The following is a 19,969-nucleotide window of genomic DNA, read 5'->3' as shown; positions in this document are numbered from 1 at the left end:
ACTCCCGCGGTCGGGCTATGCTCGCTCCGATGACGAAAATCAATCTACCGCCTTGCCTTGGAGTTTTTATCTCACCTTGTTCCATTTACACTATGCCCATCTACATGCCACATAGACATATCGGCTCCTCAAACCAATACGTCCTATACTGTACGCACAAATTACGGTCAATGCCTTTGACTATACGAGAATTTTCACAAGCGATTTGTCAAAGGTATTTAAATAATAGTATTTTTCATAGAGTAAATAGAGAAAACGAAGAATCCTGTCAGGATCAGCGATTCAGTGAGCGACTGAGTTTCACAAGGTTTTGCGCGAACGGGAACCGACCAGCCTTTATCGGAGGTGGAAGTGAGCGCGATGAAACCGCCGTGAAACGATGGTAGCGAACGGTTAGCTATCCTGACAGGATTCTTCGTTTTTTTTGTAATATAAAGCAACTATTAAATTTACATCATGACACCACGATAATGTTCGTGTAACGTTTTAATACCACATCCGGAAGTTTTTCCGTAATGATCTGTGCCGATTCAAATGTCCCAAAACGAATCGGATTCACCTGATGAAATTTCGTACTGTCACACAGTACATATGATTTCAGGCTGTGTGTCATGGCACATTCTTTGATCTTGGCTTCGTTGATCTCCGGTGTGGTAAATCCAACTGCCGGCGAGGCCCCGTTGGTTCCCATAAAGCATTTCGTAAAATTGAATTTCTGCAAACTCATACATGCTTCATTTCCAACAATGGCCTCTGTGGCCGCTTTCAGTTCGCCACCGAGAATAATGACATGAAATCCTTTTCCCGCCAGTTCCAGTGCATGTGATACCGCATTTGTCACAAACGTTGCAGTTTTTTCCGTTATGTACGGTATCATACATGCGGTCGTTGTACCTGCATCCAGATATACAAAATCATGTGGTTCGATCAGAGAAGCGGCATATTCTCCAATCTGCTGCTTCTCATCCTGATATAACCCTTTACGTTGTGACACCTGCTCATCTTTTGTGGCAAGATTTGACTCTGCCAGCATGGCACCACCAAACACCTTGATCAGCGCACCTTTTTCATCCAGTGTATTCAAATCCCGTCGAATGGTAGATTCTGAAGCATCAAAATATTCCTTCAGTTCCTGAACTGTCACACTGCCTTTCAAGGTAAGCAGGCGTAATATTTCCTCCTGCCTCTTTTCTGTTAACATACAACCAAAATCCTCTTTTCCCTTACTAATAAAAATTCATAAACCATTTTTCATTCACTGCTGCGATTTGCTCAGTGAACAGCCGCTGCCCTTAAATGTGCAGCCATTTTTTCAGAATTTCTTCTCTGTTTGCATTGCTGTCTGTCTCACAGATCAAACGGCGGATGGTCAGCAGACGTCCCGGAGATACGGACAGTTCGTCAATCCCCATTGCCAGGAACAGTTCTGTCAGATCACTGTCTGCACCAAGCTCGCCACAAATACCACACCAGATGCCCGCTTTGTGCGCATTCTGAATGGTCTGATTGATCATACGAAGCACGGCGATATGATGTGCATCAAAGAATGAATCCAGTGACTGGTTCTGACGGTCAATTGCCAGTGTATACTGTGTCAGATCGTTGGTTCCGATACTGAAGAAATCTACTTCTTCTGCCAGCAGATCACTGATGGTTGCTGCTGCCGGAGTTTCGATCATAATACCCTGTTCCGGTGCGCCATATGGAACACTGTCCGCATCCAGTTCTCCCTTTACTTCTTCTACGATTTTCTTGATCTGTGCAATCTCGGATAAAGAAGTGATCATCGGATACATGATTGCAATATTTCCAAATGCGCTTGCACGGAACAGTGCGCGTAACTGTGTCTTGAAAATTTCCGGTCTGGTCAGGCAGATACGGATTGCACGTACACCCATAGCCGGGTTTTCTTCTTTTGCCAGTTCAAAATAATCTGCCTGCTTATCTGCACCAATATCAAGAGTACGGATAATGACACGTTTACCTGCCAATGTTTCTGCAACTTTTTTGTATACCTCAAACTGCTCTTCTTCGGTCGGATAAGTCTCGGATTCCAGATATAAAAACTCACTTCTGAAAAGTCCGATACCTTCTGCACCGTTCTGCAAAACAAGAGCCAGATCTTTGACATTTCCGATATTTGCATAAGTTAAAACTTTTTTACCATCAAGTGTAACACTTTCTTTATTTTTAAAGGTCTGAAGAAGTTCTTTTTTCTCCTCTTCCTCTTTTTTCAGAGTTTCCATTTTTTCCATGGTTTCTGCATCCGGCTCCACGTAGATCACACCGTGATTTCCATCTACAACAGCCAGTTTTCCATCCAGATCCTCGGTCAGTTCCATCTCTGTGCTTACCAGCGCCGGGATTCCCATGGTGCGGGCAAGGATTGCAGTATGAGAGTTTACAGAACCATGCACAGTTACGAAGGAAAGTACTTTGTCTTTGTCAAGCTGAACAGTCTCACTCGGAGCCAGATCGTCTGCCAGAATGATCACCGGCTCATCAGTAACAACTTTGCTCTTGTTCTCACCATTTAAATTTGCGATCACGCGCTCTGAAATATCGCGGATATCTGCTGCACGCTCTTTCATATAATCATCATCCATCTCCGCAAACATGGAAGAAAAATGATCACTTGTCACTGCTGTCGCATACTCTGCATTCACCTGCTGAGTGCGGATGATATTTTCTACAGAATCCTGATAATCCTCATCTTCCAGAAGCATCTGATGCATTTCAAAAATAGCCGCATTTGCCTCGCCAACTTCTCTGACAGCCTTGTCATACAGTTCACCTAACTGTGTCTGCGCAGCTTCCTTCGCATCCTGGAAACGTTTTACTTCTGCTTCCACATCCTCAATTTTCTGACGTGTTACCTGCTGCTCTCCTTTTTTGTATACGCATAAATGTCCAATGGCAATACCGCCAAACACACTTTTTCCCTGATATACGTTCATACCAAACATTTCCTTTCCAAACTTATATATTTGTCCGCTTCATTTTACAATAAATCGAATAAGTCCTCACATCTGATCTGTCTATATAACTATCCGGGACTTTATTCGATTTCGCGTCAGATGCAATCTGCGTCAGCAGATATCTTCCTTATGCATCTGGTCGCATATATCAGAGCTTTTTTGCTTCAATTTGAAGCAAAAAAGCTGTGTACGCCAGATGTTTTCCACCGTACACAGCCTCTCTGGCTCAAAATACCGATCACTTTGCAAATAATCATAGGTTATTCAGAGCATTATTTTGCAAAATCATCTTTTTTATCTTACAGATTTGTTTTGAAGAAGTTCTCCAGTTTCTCAGCTACAGCATCTTCATCTTCACCTTCTACTGTTACAGTAACTTCCTGTCCACATTTAATACCAAGACTCATAACAGCCATTAATTTTTTTGCCTCAACAGTTTTACCCTCTTTTGTAAGTTTAACAACGGAAGAAACTCCTTTGAGTTCTTTTACCAGTTCAGAAGCTGGACGAGCGTGAATTCCCTGTGCATCTGTGATTACGTACTTAAATTCTTTCATGGTTAGTTCTCCTTTTTCCTCAATTTATTCATTTACTTTTTTCTTCAAAAGTCCCAGTAAAACGGCGGAAATAACGGTTCCGACTGCAAGTGCTACCAGATACATGCCTGCATTTCCCATAACCGGTACGACAAAGATTCCACCATGCGGTGCCATCAGTGTACATCCAAATGCCATGGATAACGCACCTGCTACAGCTGAACCAGCCACGCAAGACGGCAGAACACGGATTGGATCTGATGCTGCATATGGAATTGCACCTTCCGTGATAAATGCAAGTCCCATTACAAAATTGACAGGTCCGGATTTGCGCTCTTCTTTTGTAAATTTATTTTTGAAAAGTAAAGTTGCAAGCGCAATCGCACACGGCGGTACCATACCACCAATCATAACGGCTGCCATAATATCATAATTTCCGGCAACAATTGCTGCAGTTCCAAATACGTATGCAGCTTTATTGAATGGACCACCCATATCGATCGCCATCATTCCGGCACATACAATTCCAAGTAATATTTTACTAGAAGCCCCCATATTCGTCAAGGCTGTATTTAATGCTGTATTTAATGCTCCAACCGGTGGCTCGATAACAAACATCATGACCAATCCAATTAATAGAATTCCGCATACGGGGTAGAGCAATACCGGCGTGATTTTTTCCAATGCATCCGGTAATTTTGCAAATACCTTTTTCAGTAATAAGATGATGAGACCTGCCAGGAAACCTGCTGCCAAAGCACCTAAAAAGCCTGATTTTCCATTTGCGGCTATCATACCACCGACGAAACCAACTGCAAGTGCAGGCCTGTCACCGATACTCATGGCAATAAATCCTGCCAGAACCGGAAGCATCAGTCCAAAGGCAATTCCACCAATCTGCTTGAACGCTGCAGCCACTGGCGTAATGGTACCAAAGTTTGCTCTCATATCTGCAGACAGTGAATTGATATCTACGTTCATTCCGTCAATAAGAAATGCAATTGCAATCAGGATACCACCGCCAACAACGAATGGAAGCATATGAGATACACCATTCATTAAGTGTACATATAATCTGTGTCCGATTCCTCCGGAAGCTTTCTGTGAACCTGCGCTCTTGCTTCCCGCATTACTGCTGTGGTAGATCGGTGCGTCTCCGTTGATTGCACGTTCTACCAGCTGATCTGCTTTACTGATTCCGTCTGAAACCGGAACCTCGATCAGTTTTTTACCATCAAAACGATCCATTGGAACCTGCGCATCGGCTGCTACGATCACGCAGTCGGCATTTGCGATTTCCTCATCAGTCAGCACATTTTTGGCACCGCCGGATCCTCTTGTTTCTACTTTAATGGAACAATTATGAGATTTTGCTGCTTTTTCCAGACCTTCAGCTGCCATATAAGTATGTGCGATACCGGTTGGACAGGATGTAACTGCAATAATCTTGCAGACAGCACCTTCTGTCTCAGTCTGCGCCGCCAACTGATCATTCAGGTCCGGTTTTTCCTCATCTGCCGCATCCACGATTTTCATAAATTCGTCTACAGAAGATGCATTTTTCAGATTTTCTACGAAATTCTCATCCATCAACAGCATGGAGAGTTTACTGAGCACATCCAAATGTACGTTGTCCTCTGTGTTCGGTGCTGCAATCAGGAAAAGCAGATGAACCGGTTCATCATCCAGTGAATCAAAATCTACACCGTCTTTGATTACCATCGCTGCAAGTCCCGGTTTGGTAACTGCATCACATTTTCCATGCGGAATTGCAATTCCTTCACCAATACCAGTGGTACTCTCCTCTTCTCTTAGGTAAACCTGTTTGCGATACGCTTCTTCATCATTGATCTTGCCACTTTTTACCATCAAGGCAACCGCCTGGTTGAGTGCATCAGCTTTTGATGCACAAACCGCATCAAGAGAAATACTTCTTTTGTCAAGTAAATCTGTAATTCTCATACTCTCATTTCCTCCCTCTTTACTTTGTTCGTTTTCTTCTTTTTTGTTTAATCTCTTCTAAATTACAAATATAAATGTTATTTCTTCTCTTCTTATTGTTTACGCTTCGATGGAAGCATATACCTGTCGGATCTCAGCTTCAGTTGCAAGCAGTTCGGAAAATGCACTTGCGCTTCCTGCAGAAATTCCCATACGGAATGCATGTTCATAATCTTCTTTTTCAATCCATCCTGCCACAAACCCTGCTACCATGGAGTCACCTGCGCCAACGGCATTAACCAGTGTTCCCTTTGGTGCCGGAAGCTGGTGGAATTCACCTTTTTCATCTAAAAGAACTGCGCCCTGTCCGGCCATGGATACCAATACGTTTCTGGCTCCCATCTCCTGCAGCTTCTTTGCATACGGCTGTACATCATCTCTTGTCTTTAACTCTACGCCGAAAATCTCGCCAAGTTCGTGATTGTTTGGTTTGATCAGGAACGGATGATACTCCAATACGTTCATCAGAAGTTCACCGGTTGCATCTACCACAAAATGAACACCTTTAGATGCCAGACGTGCCATAATGTCACGATAGATCATTTTCGGCATACTTCCCGGAATGCTTCCTGCAAGTACCAGATAATCTTCGGCTGTGAGTTCATCCAGTTTTTTCATTAATTCTTCTACGTTCTCCGGACTGATATCCGGTCCCATACCGTTGATCTCAGTTCCGTCAAAATCCTTCAATTTTACATTGATTCTTGAGCAGCCATTTGGTAAAGAAATAAAGTCATGCGCAAATCCGATCTCCGCCATTCTGCATTCAATTTCTTTTCCGGTAAACCCTGCGGAAAAACCAAGTGCTTTTGTTTCGATTCCCAGATTGTAAAGTACAGTAGAAACATTGATTCCCTTACCTCCCGGAAGCATTTGCTCCGCACATGTCCGGTTTGTCATACCCATCTGAAAGTTATTTACTGATACGATATAATCCAGTGACGGATTAAAAGTTACTGTGTAAACCATCTTCGCACCTCCCGTGTTTTTATGCCTGTATTATAGCGTCATAATCAATCATAATCAATCATTATAATTCACAAAAAAACTTTTTATTTTTATGAAATATTCACAATCATTCATTTTCATTCATTTTAGGACAAAAAAGAAGCGGGATTTTGACTGATTTTCCCGCTTCTTTTCTGATTTAATCACAATATTTTCCTATTGTTGCCACCACCAGATTCATCTGTAACGGTTTTGCCAGATGTGCATTCATGCCTGCCTCCAGGCACTGTCTGATATCCTCATCATAAGCATTCGCCGTCATAGCAATAATTGGCATCGTTTTTGCATCTTCGCGACTCATTTCACGGATCCTGCGGGTTGCCGTCAGTCCATCCATGACAGGCATCATCACATCCATCAGTATCGCATCAAAGGTTCCCGGTGGTTCACTGACAAACCGTTCAACTGCCTGTTGTCCGTCTGCCACAACTGTTACCAGCATCCCCTGATCCTGTAACAGTGTTTCCGCTATTTCCGCATTTAATGCATTGTCTTCCACTAAAAGTAAATGACAGCCATCAATACTTGCACGTTCTGTGGGATTCTCGCTCTCCTGCTGCTGTTTTTCCGCTGACTGTTCCGGTGCCAGCCGAAATGGAAGTGTGATCACAAAAGTAGAACCAACACCTTCTTCGCTTTTTACTTCAATGGCTCCATTCATTTTATCCACCAGATTTTTTACGATTGCCATCCCTAGACCAGTACCATGATAAACACTCCGGGCATCGGAGCACTCCTGAGCAAAAGGATCAAAAATATGGTGGATAAATGCCTGACTCATCCCCACACCGGTGTCTTTTATCGTCCACTGATACGTCACAATGTCCTCTTTTATGCTCAGGCATTTGCAATTTGTCTGCACTTTTCCACCCATGTGGTTGTACTTGATACAGTTGCTGTATACATTCAGGAAAATCTGACGGATATGTAACGGACTACCATAAACATTCTGCCAGGTCACCCGTTCCCCGCCTTTGTCGTATTCCAGTGTAACACTGGCCTCCGCCGCACGTTGCTCCACGATGGTAAGTACATCATCTGACAATGCTTTTAAATCCATCGGTTCCTCGGACAGCACAACTTCTCCACTTTCCAGCTTGCTCATCTGCAAAATATCATTGATCAGGGACAACAGATGATTGGCTGAAATCTTCATTTTTTTCTGATTTTCCCGTAACAGTTTTATATTATCCGGGTGTGCTTCTCCGATCTCCAGCAGACCGATAATGCCGTTTAACGGAGTTCGGATATCATGACTCATCCGCGAGAGGAACCCTGTTTTTGCAGCATTGGCGCGATCTGCCTGCTCCACAGCGACCTTCAACTGCTCATTTTTACTCTGCAGGCGCTCATTATACTGACGCTGGATACTCAGTTGCTTCTCCCTGTAGTTCTGCGCCATTTTCCAACGCACCATATGAATAATAGCCAAAATGATCACATACAAGATCAGTGAAAACATGACACTTTGAATCGTACTGTCATACACATCACTCTCCGGCATATAAGCATAAACGTAATAATCACGCCCATGTTCCATCAACCCATAGTCATGAGACAACGTGCCATTTTCCCTTCTTGCATGAATGATTTTGTCACTTGCCGTAGCATCTTTAATCTTGCGCAGGATTTCTACATCATCAGTACTTTTTCCAATCAGATTTTCATTATTCGACGCTATGATCTGCTTTCCACGGCTCACCACGATGGTTCCATCCTGCTCCAGATTGTAACCGCACAACAGTGTGTCCACAGACAGATGAAACGCCCGGGTATACTCCAGCGTTGTATGATAATAAGCTATAATGATCCCGTTTCCATCCGTTCTTCCTGTGGCAGCCACATCCGCATAGGAACCGTCCTCACAGGTAAAACGCATACCGTAGGTTTTTTCTGGAAATACAATGGCATTCTGCATCGCATCAGATTTCATATGCTTCACCAATTGTTCTGTCGGTAATTCATCCGCAGAATCGTGATACTGCGCCTTTATGTTTCCATTCTCATCCAGAAGCAAAACACCTGTAACATAGCTTTCCCGCGCCCATTGCTCCAGCATTTCTCCGGTAATTTCGTCTGTATTATCGTATTTGATACTATCCGTCAGTGCATGATCGATCTGATGCACACTTTCTATCATGCGCATCATACTTTTTGTCTCTGCCGCCAGATTCAGTCTCTCATACTGATTGCACTGCTCTTTGATGTAGCTGACCGTACTGCTCAATGTCCGCTGCGCCCCCCGCAGATCTACATGTATTGCGATCAAAAACACGCCACCCATCAATACAATACCAAGCAGCACTTCCAATGTATACAGCAAACAATTACTTTTCATAAGCGTCCACCTCCAGATACTCCCCCGGGTTCTCCAGATATTTCCCCAGAATCTGCTCCATGGTTCCATCTGCCCGCATTTCGTCAAACACCTGTGACAGTTCTTTTTCGATTCCTCTGTCATCATATTTTGAAAATGCAACACCAAGTCCCACGGTGAGCAGTGGTTCATCCAGAATCCGATATTCCAGATCATAATCTGTCATACACTGAATGATAGCCGTTTTATGTGCTGCTACAGCATCCGCGTAACCCTTACTCAGGAATGGATAGATCAGTTCTCTGTTTTGCAGGGAAAATACTTCTGCCAGTTCCGGGATCCGCGGATCCGCATGGGACGCAAAAAGTTCCTCCGGTTTCGTTGTCGACTGTACCGCCACACGTTTTCCTTCCAGATCTGCAAGGGTATAAATATCGCTGTCCTTGCTGACTGCCACTACCTGAGTGCTGACCATATACGGAACAGTCCAGTGATACTGTTCTTCTCTGCCATCAATGGAAAAACTGCCCCAGATACAGTCAATTTCTCCGTTTTCCACCAGCTGCTTTTTCCTCTCCCAATCAATATATGTAAATACCGCTTCATAGCCCAGCCGGTCAAAGGCCTCTGTTGCCAGATCAACGTCAATTCCTGCCGGTTTTCCATCCGCATCTTCATAGTTAAAGGGAGGATAATTGTCACTTCCAATGATGATCTTCGTCCGATTCTCTTTCTTCGTTGCGGAAAGACCTTCCGTCTGTCCACAGCCAATACAGGCTGATGTCAGGCTGATGCAGGTTCCAAGTACAGCAATTCGCTTCAGTTTTTTTGCTATTTTCATTTGTCAACACACCTCGTTTTGTCAAAAAATCTGCTTTTTTGTCTGTTTTCCCCGACATTGTAGCAGGTTTGAGGTGCGGATTGTGTCGAAAGGTGTCGACATCATTTAACGGCATATAAGGAAAAATCAAAGACTCCTTCTGCAACCGCTAGTCGTTCGTTACCCTCGTTTTGCTTCGGTTTTATCGCGCTCGTTCTCAACTCAAATAAAAGCTGGTCGTTTCCCACTCGCGCAAAACTCGCAAAACTCAGTCACTCGCTGAATCGCTTGTTGCAGAAGGAGTCTTTGATTTTTCTATTTATGTTATGACTCGCATGAATTGTTCACAAAATAGTAAACACAACGTAAATAGGGTCCAGATTCATTTTTCCTTGGCAAGCGATTGTCAGCTGCAAAGGCAAAATGAATTCAGACCCTTTCTCTAATCTAACATTCTATGAAATCCGTCCATTTTCCATTTCGTATACCACATCTGCCACGTTCATGGTTGAGGTTCGATGTGATACCAGTACCACTGTCTGATTTTTGCTGGATTCTTTCAGGGATTTTAAAATAATACCTTCATTTAAGGAATCCAGATTTGATGTCGGTTCATCCATGAGCAGAAGCGGTGCATCATGTAAAAATGCTCTCGCGATACCAATTCGCTGTTTTTCACCACCGGATAAGGTATCACCAAGTTCGCCTACTTCGGTATCGTAGCCCTTTGGCAAGGTCATGATGAAATCGTGAATGGATGCTTTTTTCGCAGCTTCCATGATTTCTTCTCTGGCTGCTCCCGGCTTTGCGATAGCAATGTTGTTTGCAATCGAGTCGTGGAACAGATGTGTTTCCTGTGTCACATAGCTTTCCATATCACGTAAGTGTCTGGTCGGAATTTCACGCACATCGGTACCATCTACCGATACGCTTCCCGCGTTGACATCCCAGAAGCGCATCAGTAATTTTAAGAGCGTTGATTTTCCAGAACCACTTGCACCATGGATACCAGTGATCTTGCCTGGTTCCAGTTTCAGTGAATAGTCATCTAAAATCGTCTCTGACTCATATGAAAAGGTTACATGCTCTGCACCTACTCCGGAAAAATCAGATTCTGATACAACACGTTTTTCTGTCTCCAGAATTTCTTCTACCAGAGGTGTTTCTTCTAATAAAGAAAGTACTCGTTCACCGCTTGCCAGTGTCTGGTTCAGATTGTTTGACAGACTGGATAACGCAACTACCGGCCCAAAGGAGCCCATCATTGCAACCGTACAGGTTAAGATTCCTTCAAATCCCATACTTCCTTTTTCATACAGCCAAATGGTCAGCGCCAACATTCCGAATGATGCCAGTAAGATCACCATGTTTGTAAAGGAACGCTGTGCTCCTTCCATGTGACTTAAGTCTTTCTGCATTCCGGAAAGTTTTTTGGAACGTTCTGTCATCTGCGCTTTCCGTTTTTCACCCTGCCCATACTGGATGGTTTCGTCAAGTCCTCTGAGAGAATCCAATACAAAACTGTTCAGCTCTCCAAATTCTGTCCGAAACTCCATACCTTTCTGGCTGCCGCATTTTCCATTCCACATTGGAATCACAACGCCTACTATCAGATATGCCGCCAGTGCAAGAAGACCTGCAAAAACATGATATCTTCCGATAAAAATCACCATGATTACAGAAGTCAATGTAGCAATCGCAATTGGAGAAATCGTGTGTGCATAAAATACTTCCAGTAATTCAATATCCGTTGTGATAATGGAGATCAAGTTTCCTTTGTCTCTGCCTTCCAATTTTGCCGGGCAGAGTTTTCGCAATGCTGCAAATACTTTGTGGCGGATAATTGCCAGCAATTTAAAAGCAATAAAATGGTTACAATACTGCTCCACATAATGAAGCAGACCACGTAATACTGCGATCACTACCATCACGATCAGGATTGTTTTCACTGGTGTATTCATGAGCCACATGTTTTTAATCGGAATAATGAGTTCAGTACCCGCTGCCCCGGGCAGTACACCTCGTATAATGACCTGGCTTGCAAGGATTGTCAGGAAAATGGCACATAAGTAACCCAATGTCCCAAGGATAATTGCTGCCAGCATGATGTGAATCAGAGGTTTTACCAGACCGATCAGACTTTCCATAATTGAAATTGCACTTCTACGTCTTTTCACTTTTGCAGAATCATGTTGTTTTATTTTCACAGCACCGTTAATTTGGGTTGTCTGCTCACTCTGCATCTCTTTTCTTTCTTCTGCCATCACAGACTCCCCTCCTCTCCATAATGCTCCAGCGCCATCTGACTCTCATACAGGTGTTTATATGATCCATTCAAGTTCATTAATTCTACATGTGTTCCACGTTCTTTGATCTCGCCATCTTTCAAGAAATAGATCTGATCTGATTTCACCACATTTGCCAGTCGGTGTGAAATCAAAAGCACGGTTCTGGTCTTTGCCAGTTCATGGATCACCTGCATGATCAGTTCTTCACTTTCAATGTCGATGTTACTTGTTGCTTCATCAAAAATGTAAACTTCTGCATCTTTCAGCAGTGCTCTTGCAATTACCAGACGCTGACATTGTCCACCGGATAAGTTTCCTGCTTTTTCCAGAAGTTTGGTCTGCAATCCATCCTGCGTCTGCAAAAAGCCAAGCAGGTTGACTTTCTGAAGTACCTCATTCATCTCAGCTTTCGTTGCATCCGGTTTTGCCATCCGTAAACTTTCTTCTACGGTTCCTTTAAATAAATAGCTGTTGTGACGAACTAATACAACATGCTCCATTAAATTCATTTCGTTTACTTCTGATAACGGAATTCCTCCAATGGTGATTTCACCAGAAAAACCTCTATTCTTGGCAGATAATAAACCTGCAATGGTACTCTTTCCACAACCGGATTCACCAACTAATGATACAAAACTTCCCGCCGGAAGATTCAGGTTAATTCCTTTTAAGATTTCTCTGTCTTCTTCATAAGAAAAATGAACATCTTTCAGCGAAATATCCAATGCTCCATCCGGTAATGTCTTTGCTCCTGCCTCCGGCTCCGGCAGATCCAGAATTTTAAAAATCTTATCACTTGCCGCCATACCATTCATTGCGATATGGAAAAATGAACCAAGCAAACGCAACGGCAGGAAAAACTCACTGGCCAGCAGCACGATACATAATGTCCCGGAAATCGACAGGTTTCCTTTTAAAAACTCTGTAACAGCAACTACCATACCAATCGCCGCACCACCATACGCTACGATATCCATCACGCTGGTGGAATTAAGCTGCATGGTCAACACTTTCATAGTGATCCGGCGAAAGTTCTGAGACTCCACATCCATCTCATCCGCTTTCTGCTGATCTGCCTGATAGATTTTCAGAGTAGTCAGTCCCTGCAGATTTTCCAGAAAAGAATCACCCAGTCCGGTATAAATGCTCCAATATTTATTCAGCAGCTTCTTTGCAATCTTCTGCACCACCACGATAGAAATCGGGATCAGCGGCACACAGATCAGCAGGATCACACTTGCTTTCAAGCTCACCCTGCACAAAATAATAAATAGCGTCACCGGGGCGATCAGACTGTAAAACAGCTGTGGCAGATATTTTCCAAAATACGTCTCCAACTGCTCCACACCTTCCGTTGAAACCTGCACCACCTCAGAAGATGACACCTGCTCACTGTAGGAAGCCCCCAGTTTCAGCATTTTTTCATAAATTTTTTCCCTTAAAATACGTTTTACATCCACGCAGGCCAGATAGGAAGATTTTGCTCCCATCCGCTCGCAGCTGAACCGCAGCACGATCACGATCGCCAGCGTGATAACCGTGCGTTCAACACTCTGTACCGTCACTGCCCGGTAAACGACACGCTCCAGTAAATCAGCAATCGAAAAAACAGCGAAAACCTGTGACAGCAACGCAAGCCACTGCCACAGAATCGTGTATACGATATACTTTTTTGCATGGGACAGAAGTCCCACAAGTCTTGTTTTTATCATACCTTTTTCCTTTTCTCTCTCATGCTGCATACCAGGTGCCAGATTGCCAGCCCTGGATGATACAGCAGCATTCTCGGTCCTGAAAACCGCATCACCTGACGGATCTGCTCTCTCATTTCCGGCTTATAGCAGTGAATCTTGCAGTTTGCACAAAATGTCTTGTGCTCCATAAACGGACATTTTTCACTGCGCAGTTTCGCATAATCTGCCAGCTTCTGACAGACCGGACACATCTGTCCGGATTTTCTGTCATACTCCGCATGCTGTTTTCTGCAGTATAACCGAATCATTTCCTCCACGACATACTGCTCTTTCTGTCGCTTCTTCTCTATTTTGTTCATCTAACAAATTTCCTCTCCATCTGCCTCTACGTTTTTTTCTGTTTTTACCCGCAAGAAGAAATATAATAAATGACACACCCAAACGATAGTAATACAAATCCGTCCGATCGGTACATTTTTCATACAGATAAATCCGATTGCCATAACAACTGTCACCATACCAATGATCTTCAGTTTCGTTCCCATTGTCATTGCACGCTTCTGTACAAAACTCTCCAGATGTTTTTTATACAAGCTGCTTCCGGTGAACCAGTCATGCAGCCGTTTGGAACTTTTTGCAAAGCAAAACAAGGTTGCCATATAAAACGGAACCGTTGGTAAAATCGGAAGTACGATTCCGACCGTTCCAAGCCCCAGACAAAGGCAGCCTAAGACTAACCATACAATTCTCATAAAATTCCTCCTATCATTTTCCACAAGTTTTTTGGTAATCAGTGTTCCTTACTCCACTTTACATACTTTCTCTTTAGTTAGTGTTTTTAACCATCAGTTAGTTATTTTCACATAACCTTATTTCTACCATACCGCATCTGTCATTGTCAATTAAATTTAACGTTTAAGAACAAATTTCTTTTTAATAGTAAATCTGCACGCACAACAAAAAATACTTTCCATAAATATATAAATGTGCATGTGACACGCAGCGCCGTCTTGAATGAAAATTTAATATATTGAATTACGTAAATAGGGTCTGAGTTCATTTTTTCTCAGCGAGCGATAATTAGCCACTAGACCAAAATAATCCAGCCAAAACGTAAATGCGCCCCAAATTGATTTTTTCTTGACGAGCGATTGTTAGCCGGAAAGACAAAATCAATTTGGGGCGCTTCATTATATTAATTTTTTTAAATTTTTCAAAAAGACAAGCAAGACCTAGTCACGGAAGAACGCCACACCGGACTCAAAGATCTTCAGATCCTGCTCACCGTAAATGTTGATGGCCACACCATCACCACGACGCTCAGAGTGAGCCATCTTACCAAGTACACGTCCATCTGGGCTTGTGATACCCTCGATGGCCATGTAGGAACCGTTGACATTCCACTCTTCATCCATAGTCGGATTTCCTGCTTCGTTGACATAGCATGTTGCCACCTGACCATTTGCAAAAAGTTTCTGCAACCACTCATCGTTTGCTACGAAACGTCCCTCACCATGGGAAGCCGGGTTGGTGTAGATCTTGCCAACTTCTGCCTGTGCCAGCCACGGGGATTTATTGGACATTACTTTTGTATAAACCATCTTGGAAATATGACGTCCGATAGTATTGTAGGTCAGTGTCGGAGAATCTGCTTTCTGCTCACAGATTTCACCGTAAGGAACCAGACCAAGTTTGATCAGTGCCTGGAATCCGTTACAGATACCAAGGCAGAGTCCGTCACGCTCATTTAAGAGTTTTTCTACGGATTCTTTGATCTTTGCATTACGGAATGCAGTTGCAAAGAATTTTGCACTTCCCTCCGGCTCATCACCGGCAGAGAATCCACCTGGGAACATAATGATCTGTGCCTGGTCGATAGCTTTTGCAAATATATCGACAGAATCACGGATATCCTGTGCATTCAGGTTCTTAAATACTTTGGTCACTACATTTGCGCCTGCACGCTCAAACGCTTTTGCAGAATCGTACTCGCAGTTTGTACCTGGGAATACCGGAATAAATACGGTTGGTTTTGCAATTTTATTTTTGCATACATAAATCTCTTTTGTTGTATAAAGTTTTGCATCCAGCTCTTTTTTGTCTGTGGTTGCTCTGGTCGGATATACTTTCTCCAGTGTATTTGTCCATGCGGATAATGCGTCATCCATAGCGATTTCCACATCGCCATAACGGAATACCGGCTCTTCTAAAACAGAACCAACAATGGATACGTTTGCACGAAGCCCAACGGCCTCTAATACTGCTTTTACTGCATCGGTATCTTCCGGTGCAACCTCTGCAACCAGATTACCAAATCCCGGTGCGAATGCTTCTCCCGGTTTCAGGCATGACCGGATGGAAGCTCCGAGTTTGTTACCAAATGCCATCTTGCTGACTGCAGCTACCAGACCTTTTGCATCCAGTGCATAAACAGCTTTCAGCTTCTTATCCTGGATCAGGCTGTATACGGCATCGTACAGTTTCATAACCTGCTCATAATCCGGCAGATCATATGCATCATGATCGATGGTAAAGTACATCAGTTTGTCACCTGCTGTCTTTAACTCCGGTGTCACAATGTCCTGCTCTTTTGCCACGTCTACAGCAAAGGAAACCAGTGTCGGCGGTACATCAATATCATTGAAAGTTCCAGACATGGAATCTTTTCCACCGATGGACGGCAGTCCGAAACTCATCTGTGCCTGATATGCACCAAGTAATGCTGCAAATGGCTGACTCCAGCGTTTCGGATCTTCGCTCATTCTGCGGAAATACTCCTGGAAGGTAAAACGTATCTTCTTGTAATCACCACCAGCTGCCACAATCTTGGAAATAGACTCCAGTACCGCGTAAACAGAACCATGATATGGGCTCCAGCTGGACAGATACGGATCAAAACCATAACTCATCATTGTTACGGCATCACATTTTCCAGTCATAACCGGAATTTTTGCAACCATACTCTGTGTCTCGGTCAACTGATATTTTCCACCATATGGCATGTACACACTTCCAGCACCGATGGAGCCGTCAAACATTTCCACCAGACCTTTCTGGGAGCATACGTTTAAGTCTTTTAATGTATCTACCCATGCAGCTTTTACGTCGTTGCTTGCCAGATCTTTTGCAACACTCTCAAGAGCGATTTTATGCAGATAATTATCCTTTTTGCTCGGGATTTCCACCTGAACACCCGTCTCCTGATGTGCACCGTTTGTGTTCAGGAATGCACGGGAAATATTTACGATTTCTTTTCCTCTCCAGATCAGAACCAAACGCGGATCCTCGGTAACAACAGCTACCGGAACAGCCTCTAAGTTTTCCTCTGCGGCATAAGCAAGGAACTGATCTACATTTTCCGGTGCAATGACAACAGCCATACGCTCCTGGGACTCAGAAATAGAGATTTCTGTGCCATCCAGACCGGCATATTTTTTCGGAACTTTATCTAATTCTACACGCAGACCGTCTGCCAGTTCTCCGATGGCAACAGAAACACCGCCAGCACCAAAGTCGTTACATTTTTTAATAATATGGCTGACTTCCTCTCTGCGGAACAATCTCTGTACTTTACGCTCTGTCGGCGGGTTACCTTTCTGAACCTCAGCACCACATGTATCGATGGAAGATGTGTTATGTGCTTTGGAAGAACCAGTTGCCCCACCACAGCCGTCACGTCCGGTACGACCGCCAAGCAGGATGATAATATCACCCGGATCAGAAGTCAGACGCTGTACGGCACGTCTCGGAGCTGCACCCAGAACTGCACCGATCTCCATACGTTTTGCCACATAGTTCGGATGATATACTTCCTTGACAAAACCGGTTGCCAGACCAATCTGGTTACCGTAGGAACTGTAACCTGCTGCTGCGGAACGGACAATCTTCTTCTGTGGAAGTTTTCCTTCCAGAGTGTCTTTTACGGAAACGGTCGGATCAGCCGCACCTGTGATACGCATAGCCTGGTAAACATAAGTACGTCCGGACAACGGGTCACGGATGGCTCCACCCAGACAGGTTGCAGCACCACCAAACGGCTCGATCTCTGTCGGATGGTTATGTGTCTCATTTTTGAAGTTTACCAGCCACTCTTCCGTCTTGCCATCCACTTCCAGCGGAACAACAATACTGCAGGCATTAATCTCATCAGATTCTTCCTGATCTGCCAGTTTTCCTTCTTTTTTCAGCTTTTTCATAGCCATCAGTGCAAGATCCATCAGGCATACAAATTTATCGTCACGATCTTTGTAAAGTTCTGCGTAAGTCTCCTTATAATTATCATAGGAAGCTTTGATTGGTTCCAGATAATCGCCATCCTCAAATACAATATCTTTTAACTCAGTTGAAAATGTGGTATGACGGCAGTGATCAGACCAGTATGTATCAAGTACGCGAATCTCTGTCATCGTCGGATCGCGGTGCTCATCTTTCACAAAATAGTTCTGAATGTGCTGGAAATCCTTGAATGTCATTGCAAGGTTCAGGGATTCATATAATGCTTTCAGTTCTGCCTCCGGCATCTCGCAGAAACCATCAAATACAATAACATCCGCCGGCTCATCAAAATTCTGAACCAGTGTCTCCGGTTTCTCAAAACCAGTCTCTCTGGAATCTACCGGGTTGATGCAGTGATGTTTGATGGCGTCTAACTGCTCATCTGTCACTTCACCTTCAATTACATAAGTTGTTGCGGTACGGATGACCGGTTCCTCATTCTCATTCAGAAGTTTTACACACTGAACAGCGGAATCTGCACGCTGATCGAACTGACCAGGTAAAAATTCCACGCTGAATGCTTTTGCTCCCTTCAGATCAAAAGTCTCTTCATAAATATCATCAACAGGCGGCTCTGAGAAAACACTGACCAGTGCTCTCTGATAAGTTGCCTCAGAAATGTTTTCCACATCATACCGGATCAGAACACGTACTCCTGTGACGGAAGTAATTCCAAGATAGCTCTTGATTTCTTCCTGCAGTTCTTTTGCTTTTACTGCATACGCTTCTTTTTTCTCTACATAGACTCTGCGTACATTACTCATATCGGATCCTCCATCTTAATTAATGTAAAGCGGACATTCACAATCCGCTTTCGCTACTTGCTCATGAACGCAGTCGCTTTGCGACCTGTTCCGTGCTATCATGATATCCTAAGTATAACGTACTCATTTCAATTAGGAAAATTAATATATTTAATTCTATATATAAGTTTCACTAATTTATATTTGACATACGCTCTCACACTTTATATACTAATATAAAAAGAGATTTCTGTAAATCAAAACATATGAAGGAGAGATTTCTATGGATATTAATTACGAACTTTACAAAGTATTTTTTTATGTAGCACAATCCCTAAGCTTTTCAGAGGCCAGCAAACACCTGTACATCTCACAGTCTGCAGTCAGCCAGTCCATCAAAACGCTGGAGCGCAAACTTGGACAGCCACTTTTTATCCGCAGCACAAAAAAAGTACAGCTCACTCCGGCCGGACAGCTGCTGTTAAAACATATTGAACCGGCAATGAATCTGATCCGCCGCGGTGAAAACCAGCTTTTCGACAGTCAGGGACTTGGCCTGGGCCAGCTTCATATTGGCGCCAGCGACACCATCTGCCGCTATTTCCTTGTTCCATATTTCCGAAAATTCCATCAGCAATATCCGAATGTGCCGATCAAGGTTACAAATGCCACTTCTTTGAACTGTGTGGATCTTCTGGAACAGGGAAAAGTGGATCTGATCATTACAAATGCGCCAAATACTCGGTTGAATCAGTCCTATATCCGAAAAACAGTCTGTGAATTCCATGATGTATTTGTGGCAAATCCGGCTTATTACCCATTAAAATCCCGGGTACTGCGCCTGACGGAGCTTTCCGGCTACCCACTAATCACCCTGGAACGTCACTGCACCACCTGCGAATTTCTGCACAATCTGTTTTTGCAGCATCAATTGGAGCTGGTACCGGAGATTGAACTGTCCAGTAACGATCTGCTAATTGATTTTGCAAGAATTGGACTGGGAATTGCCTGCGTACCGGACTACTGCGTCCGGGAAGGCAATGAGGATCTCGATATCATTGAAACAAAAGAAACCATGCCTGCACGACAGATCGTAGCTTCTGTGAATCCGACACTTCCGATCAATGCACCGACAGAGGCATTTCTGGACTTGTTACCATCTCTGTAACTTCTTGTTTGTCTTGTTGTTGGCTGAAATTTATTTTTTAATACGAAAACGAAGCATCCTGTCGGGACGCTAGACGCTCACTACCCTCGTTTCACGTCGTTTTCATCGCGCTCGTTCCCACGCCTGAAAAAGAGGTCGTTC

The 19,969-nt window shown here is 43.7% G+C and carries 13 protein-coding genes; 1 reads left to right on the top strand and 12 read right to left on the bottom strand.

The window, feature by feature from the left end; genetic code table 11:
- Positions 1–454 precede the first annotated feature (454 nt).
- The 12 genes from Q0I54_RS04040 to Q0I54_RS03985 all read right to left on the bottom strand — a co-directional run bounded on the left by Q0I54_RS04040 (position 455) and on the right by Q0I54_RS03985 (position 18,681).
- Positions 455–1,201 carry a DeoR/GlpR family DNA-binding transcription regulator gene (locus Q0I54_RS04040; protein WP_296116658.1) on the bottom strand — a complete coding sequence of 249 codons (747 nt, stop codon included), beginning with the start codon at positions 1,199–1,201 and terminating at the stop codon, positions 455–457.
- Positions 1,202–1,292: 91 nt separating this feature from the next.
- A complete protein-coding gene (ptsP, locus tag Q0I54_RS04035) occupies positions 1,293–2,957 on the bottom strand; it encodes a phosphoenolpyruvate--protein phosphotransferase (RefSeq protein WP_296116656.1) in 1,665 nt (554 codons plus the stop codon).
- A gap of 320 nt (positions 2,958–3,277) precedes the next feature.
- Entirely contained in the window at positions 3,278–3,535 is a 258-nt protein-coding gene (locus Q0I54_RS04030; RefSeq protein WP_294785610.1) for an HPr family phosphocarrier protein, read from the bottom strand.
- A 24-nt stretch (positions 3,536–3,559) separates the two neighbouring features.
- On the bottom strand, positions 3,560–5,476 hold the full coding sequence (locus Q0I54_RS04025) for a fructose-specific PTS transporter subunit EIIC (protein WP_296116654.1): 1,917 nt from the start codon (positions 5,474–5,476) through the stop codon (positions 3,560–3,562).
- 99 nt (positions 5,477–5,575) lie between these two features.
- Positions 5,576–6,484, bottom strand: a complete 909-nt coding sequence (gene pfkB / locus Q0I54_RS04020; protein ID WP_296116652.1) for a 1-phosphofructokinase — start codon at positions 6,482–6,484, stop codon at positions 5,576–5,578.
- 178 nt (positions 6,485–6,662) lie between these two features.
- Positions 6,663–8,861 (bottom strand): response regulator, encoded by a 2,199-nt coding sequence (locus tag Q0I54_RS04015; RefSeq protein WP_296116650.1) that lies wholly within the window; start codon positions 8,859–8,861, stop codon positions 6,663–6,665.
- Positions 8,851–9,681 carry an ABC transporter substrate-binding protein gene (locus Q0I54_RS04010; RefSeq protein WP_296116649.1) on the bottom strand — a complete coding sequence of 277 codons (831 nt, stop codon included), beginning with the start codon at positions 9,679–9,681 and terminating at the stop codon, positions 8,851–8,853. The genes Q0I54_RS04015 and Q0I54_RS04010 overlap by 11 nt, the downstream gene beginning before the upstream one ends.
- 434 nt (positions 9,682–10,115) lie before the next feature.
- Positions 10,116–11,807, bottom strand: coding sequence for an amino acid ABC transporter ATP-binding/permease protein (locus Q0I54_RS04005; RefSeq protein ID WP_296116713.1), 1,692 nt, complete (start codon positions 11,805–11,807; stop codon positions 10,116–10,118).
- Between the two features lie 116 nt (positions 11,808–11,923).
- Positions 11,924–13,660, bottom strand: coding sequence for an ABC transporter ATP-binding protein/permease (locus Q0I54_RS04000; protein WP_296116647.1), 1,737 nt, complete (start codon positions 13,658–13,660; stop codon positions 11,924–11,926).
- Positions 13,657–14,001: a nitrous oxide-stimulated promoter family protein gene (locus Q0I54_RS03995; protein ID WP_296116644.1), complete on the bottom strand. Its 345-nt coding sequence runs from the start codon at positions 13,999–14,001 to the stop codon at positions 13,657–13,659. The genes Q0I54_RS04000 and Q0I54_RS03995 overlap by 4 nt, the downstream gene beginning before the upstream one ends.
- Entirely contained in the window at positions 14,002–14,394 is a 393-nt protein-coding gene (locus Q0I54_RS03990) for a YbaN family protein (protein ID WP_296116642.1), read from the bottom strand. It abuts the gene before it with no gap.
- 480 nt (positions 14,395–14,874) lie between these two features.
- Positions 14,875–18,681 (bottom strand): phosphoribosylformylglycinamidine synthase, encoded by a 3,807-nt coding sequence (locus Q0I54_RS03985; protein WP_296116640.1) that lies wholly within the window; start codon positions 18,679–18,681, stop codon positions 14,875–14,877.
- A 262-nt stretch (positions 18,682–18,943) separates the two neighbouring features.
- On the opposite strand from Q0I54_RS03985, the gene Q0I54_RS03980 reads away from it, so the two are divergent.
- A complete protein-coding gene (locus Q0I54_RS03980) occupies positions 18,944–19,828 on the top strand; it encodes a LysR family transcriptional regulator (protein ID WP_296116639.1) in 885 nt (294 codons plus the stop codon).
- Positions 19,829–19,969: the final 141 nt, after the last annotated feature.

Origin of the sequence: uncultured Eubacterium sp. (genome assembly GCF_934295145.1) — a bacterium.
Classification (GTDB): domain Bacteria; phylum Bacillota; class Clostridia; order Lachnospirales; family Lachnospiraceae; genus Eubacterium_I.
The sequence above is the reverse complement of the archived record's forward strand: the minus strand, read 5'-3'. Positions and strand labels throughout refer to the sequence as shown.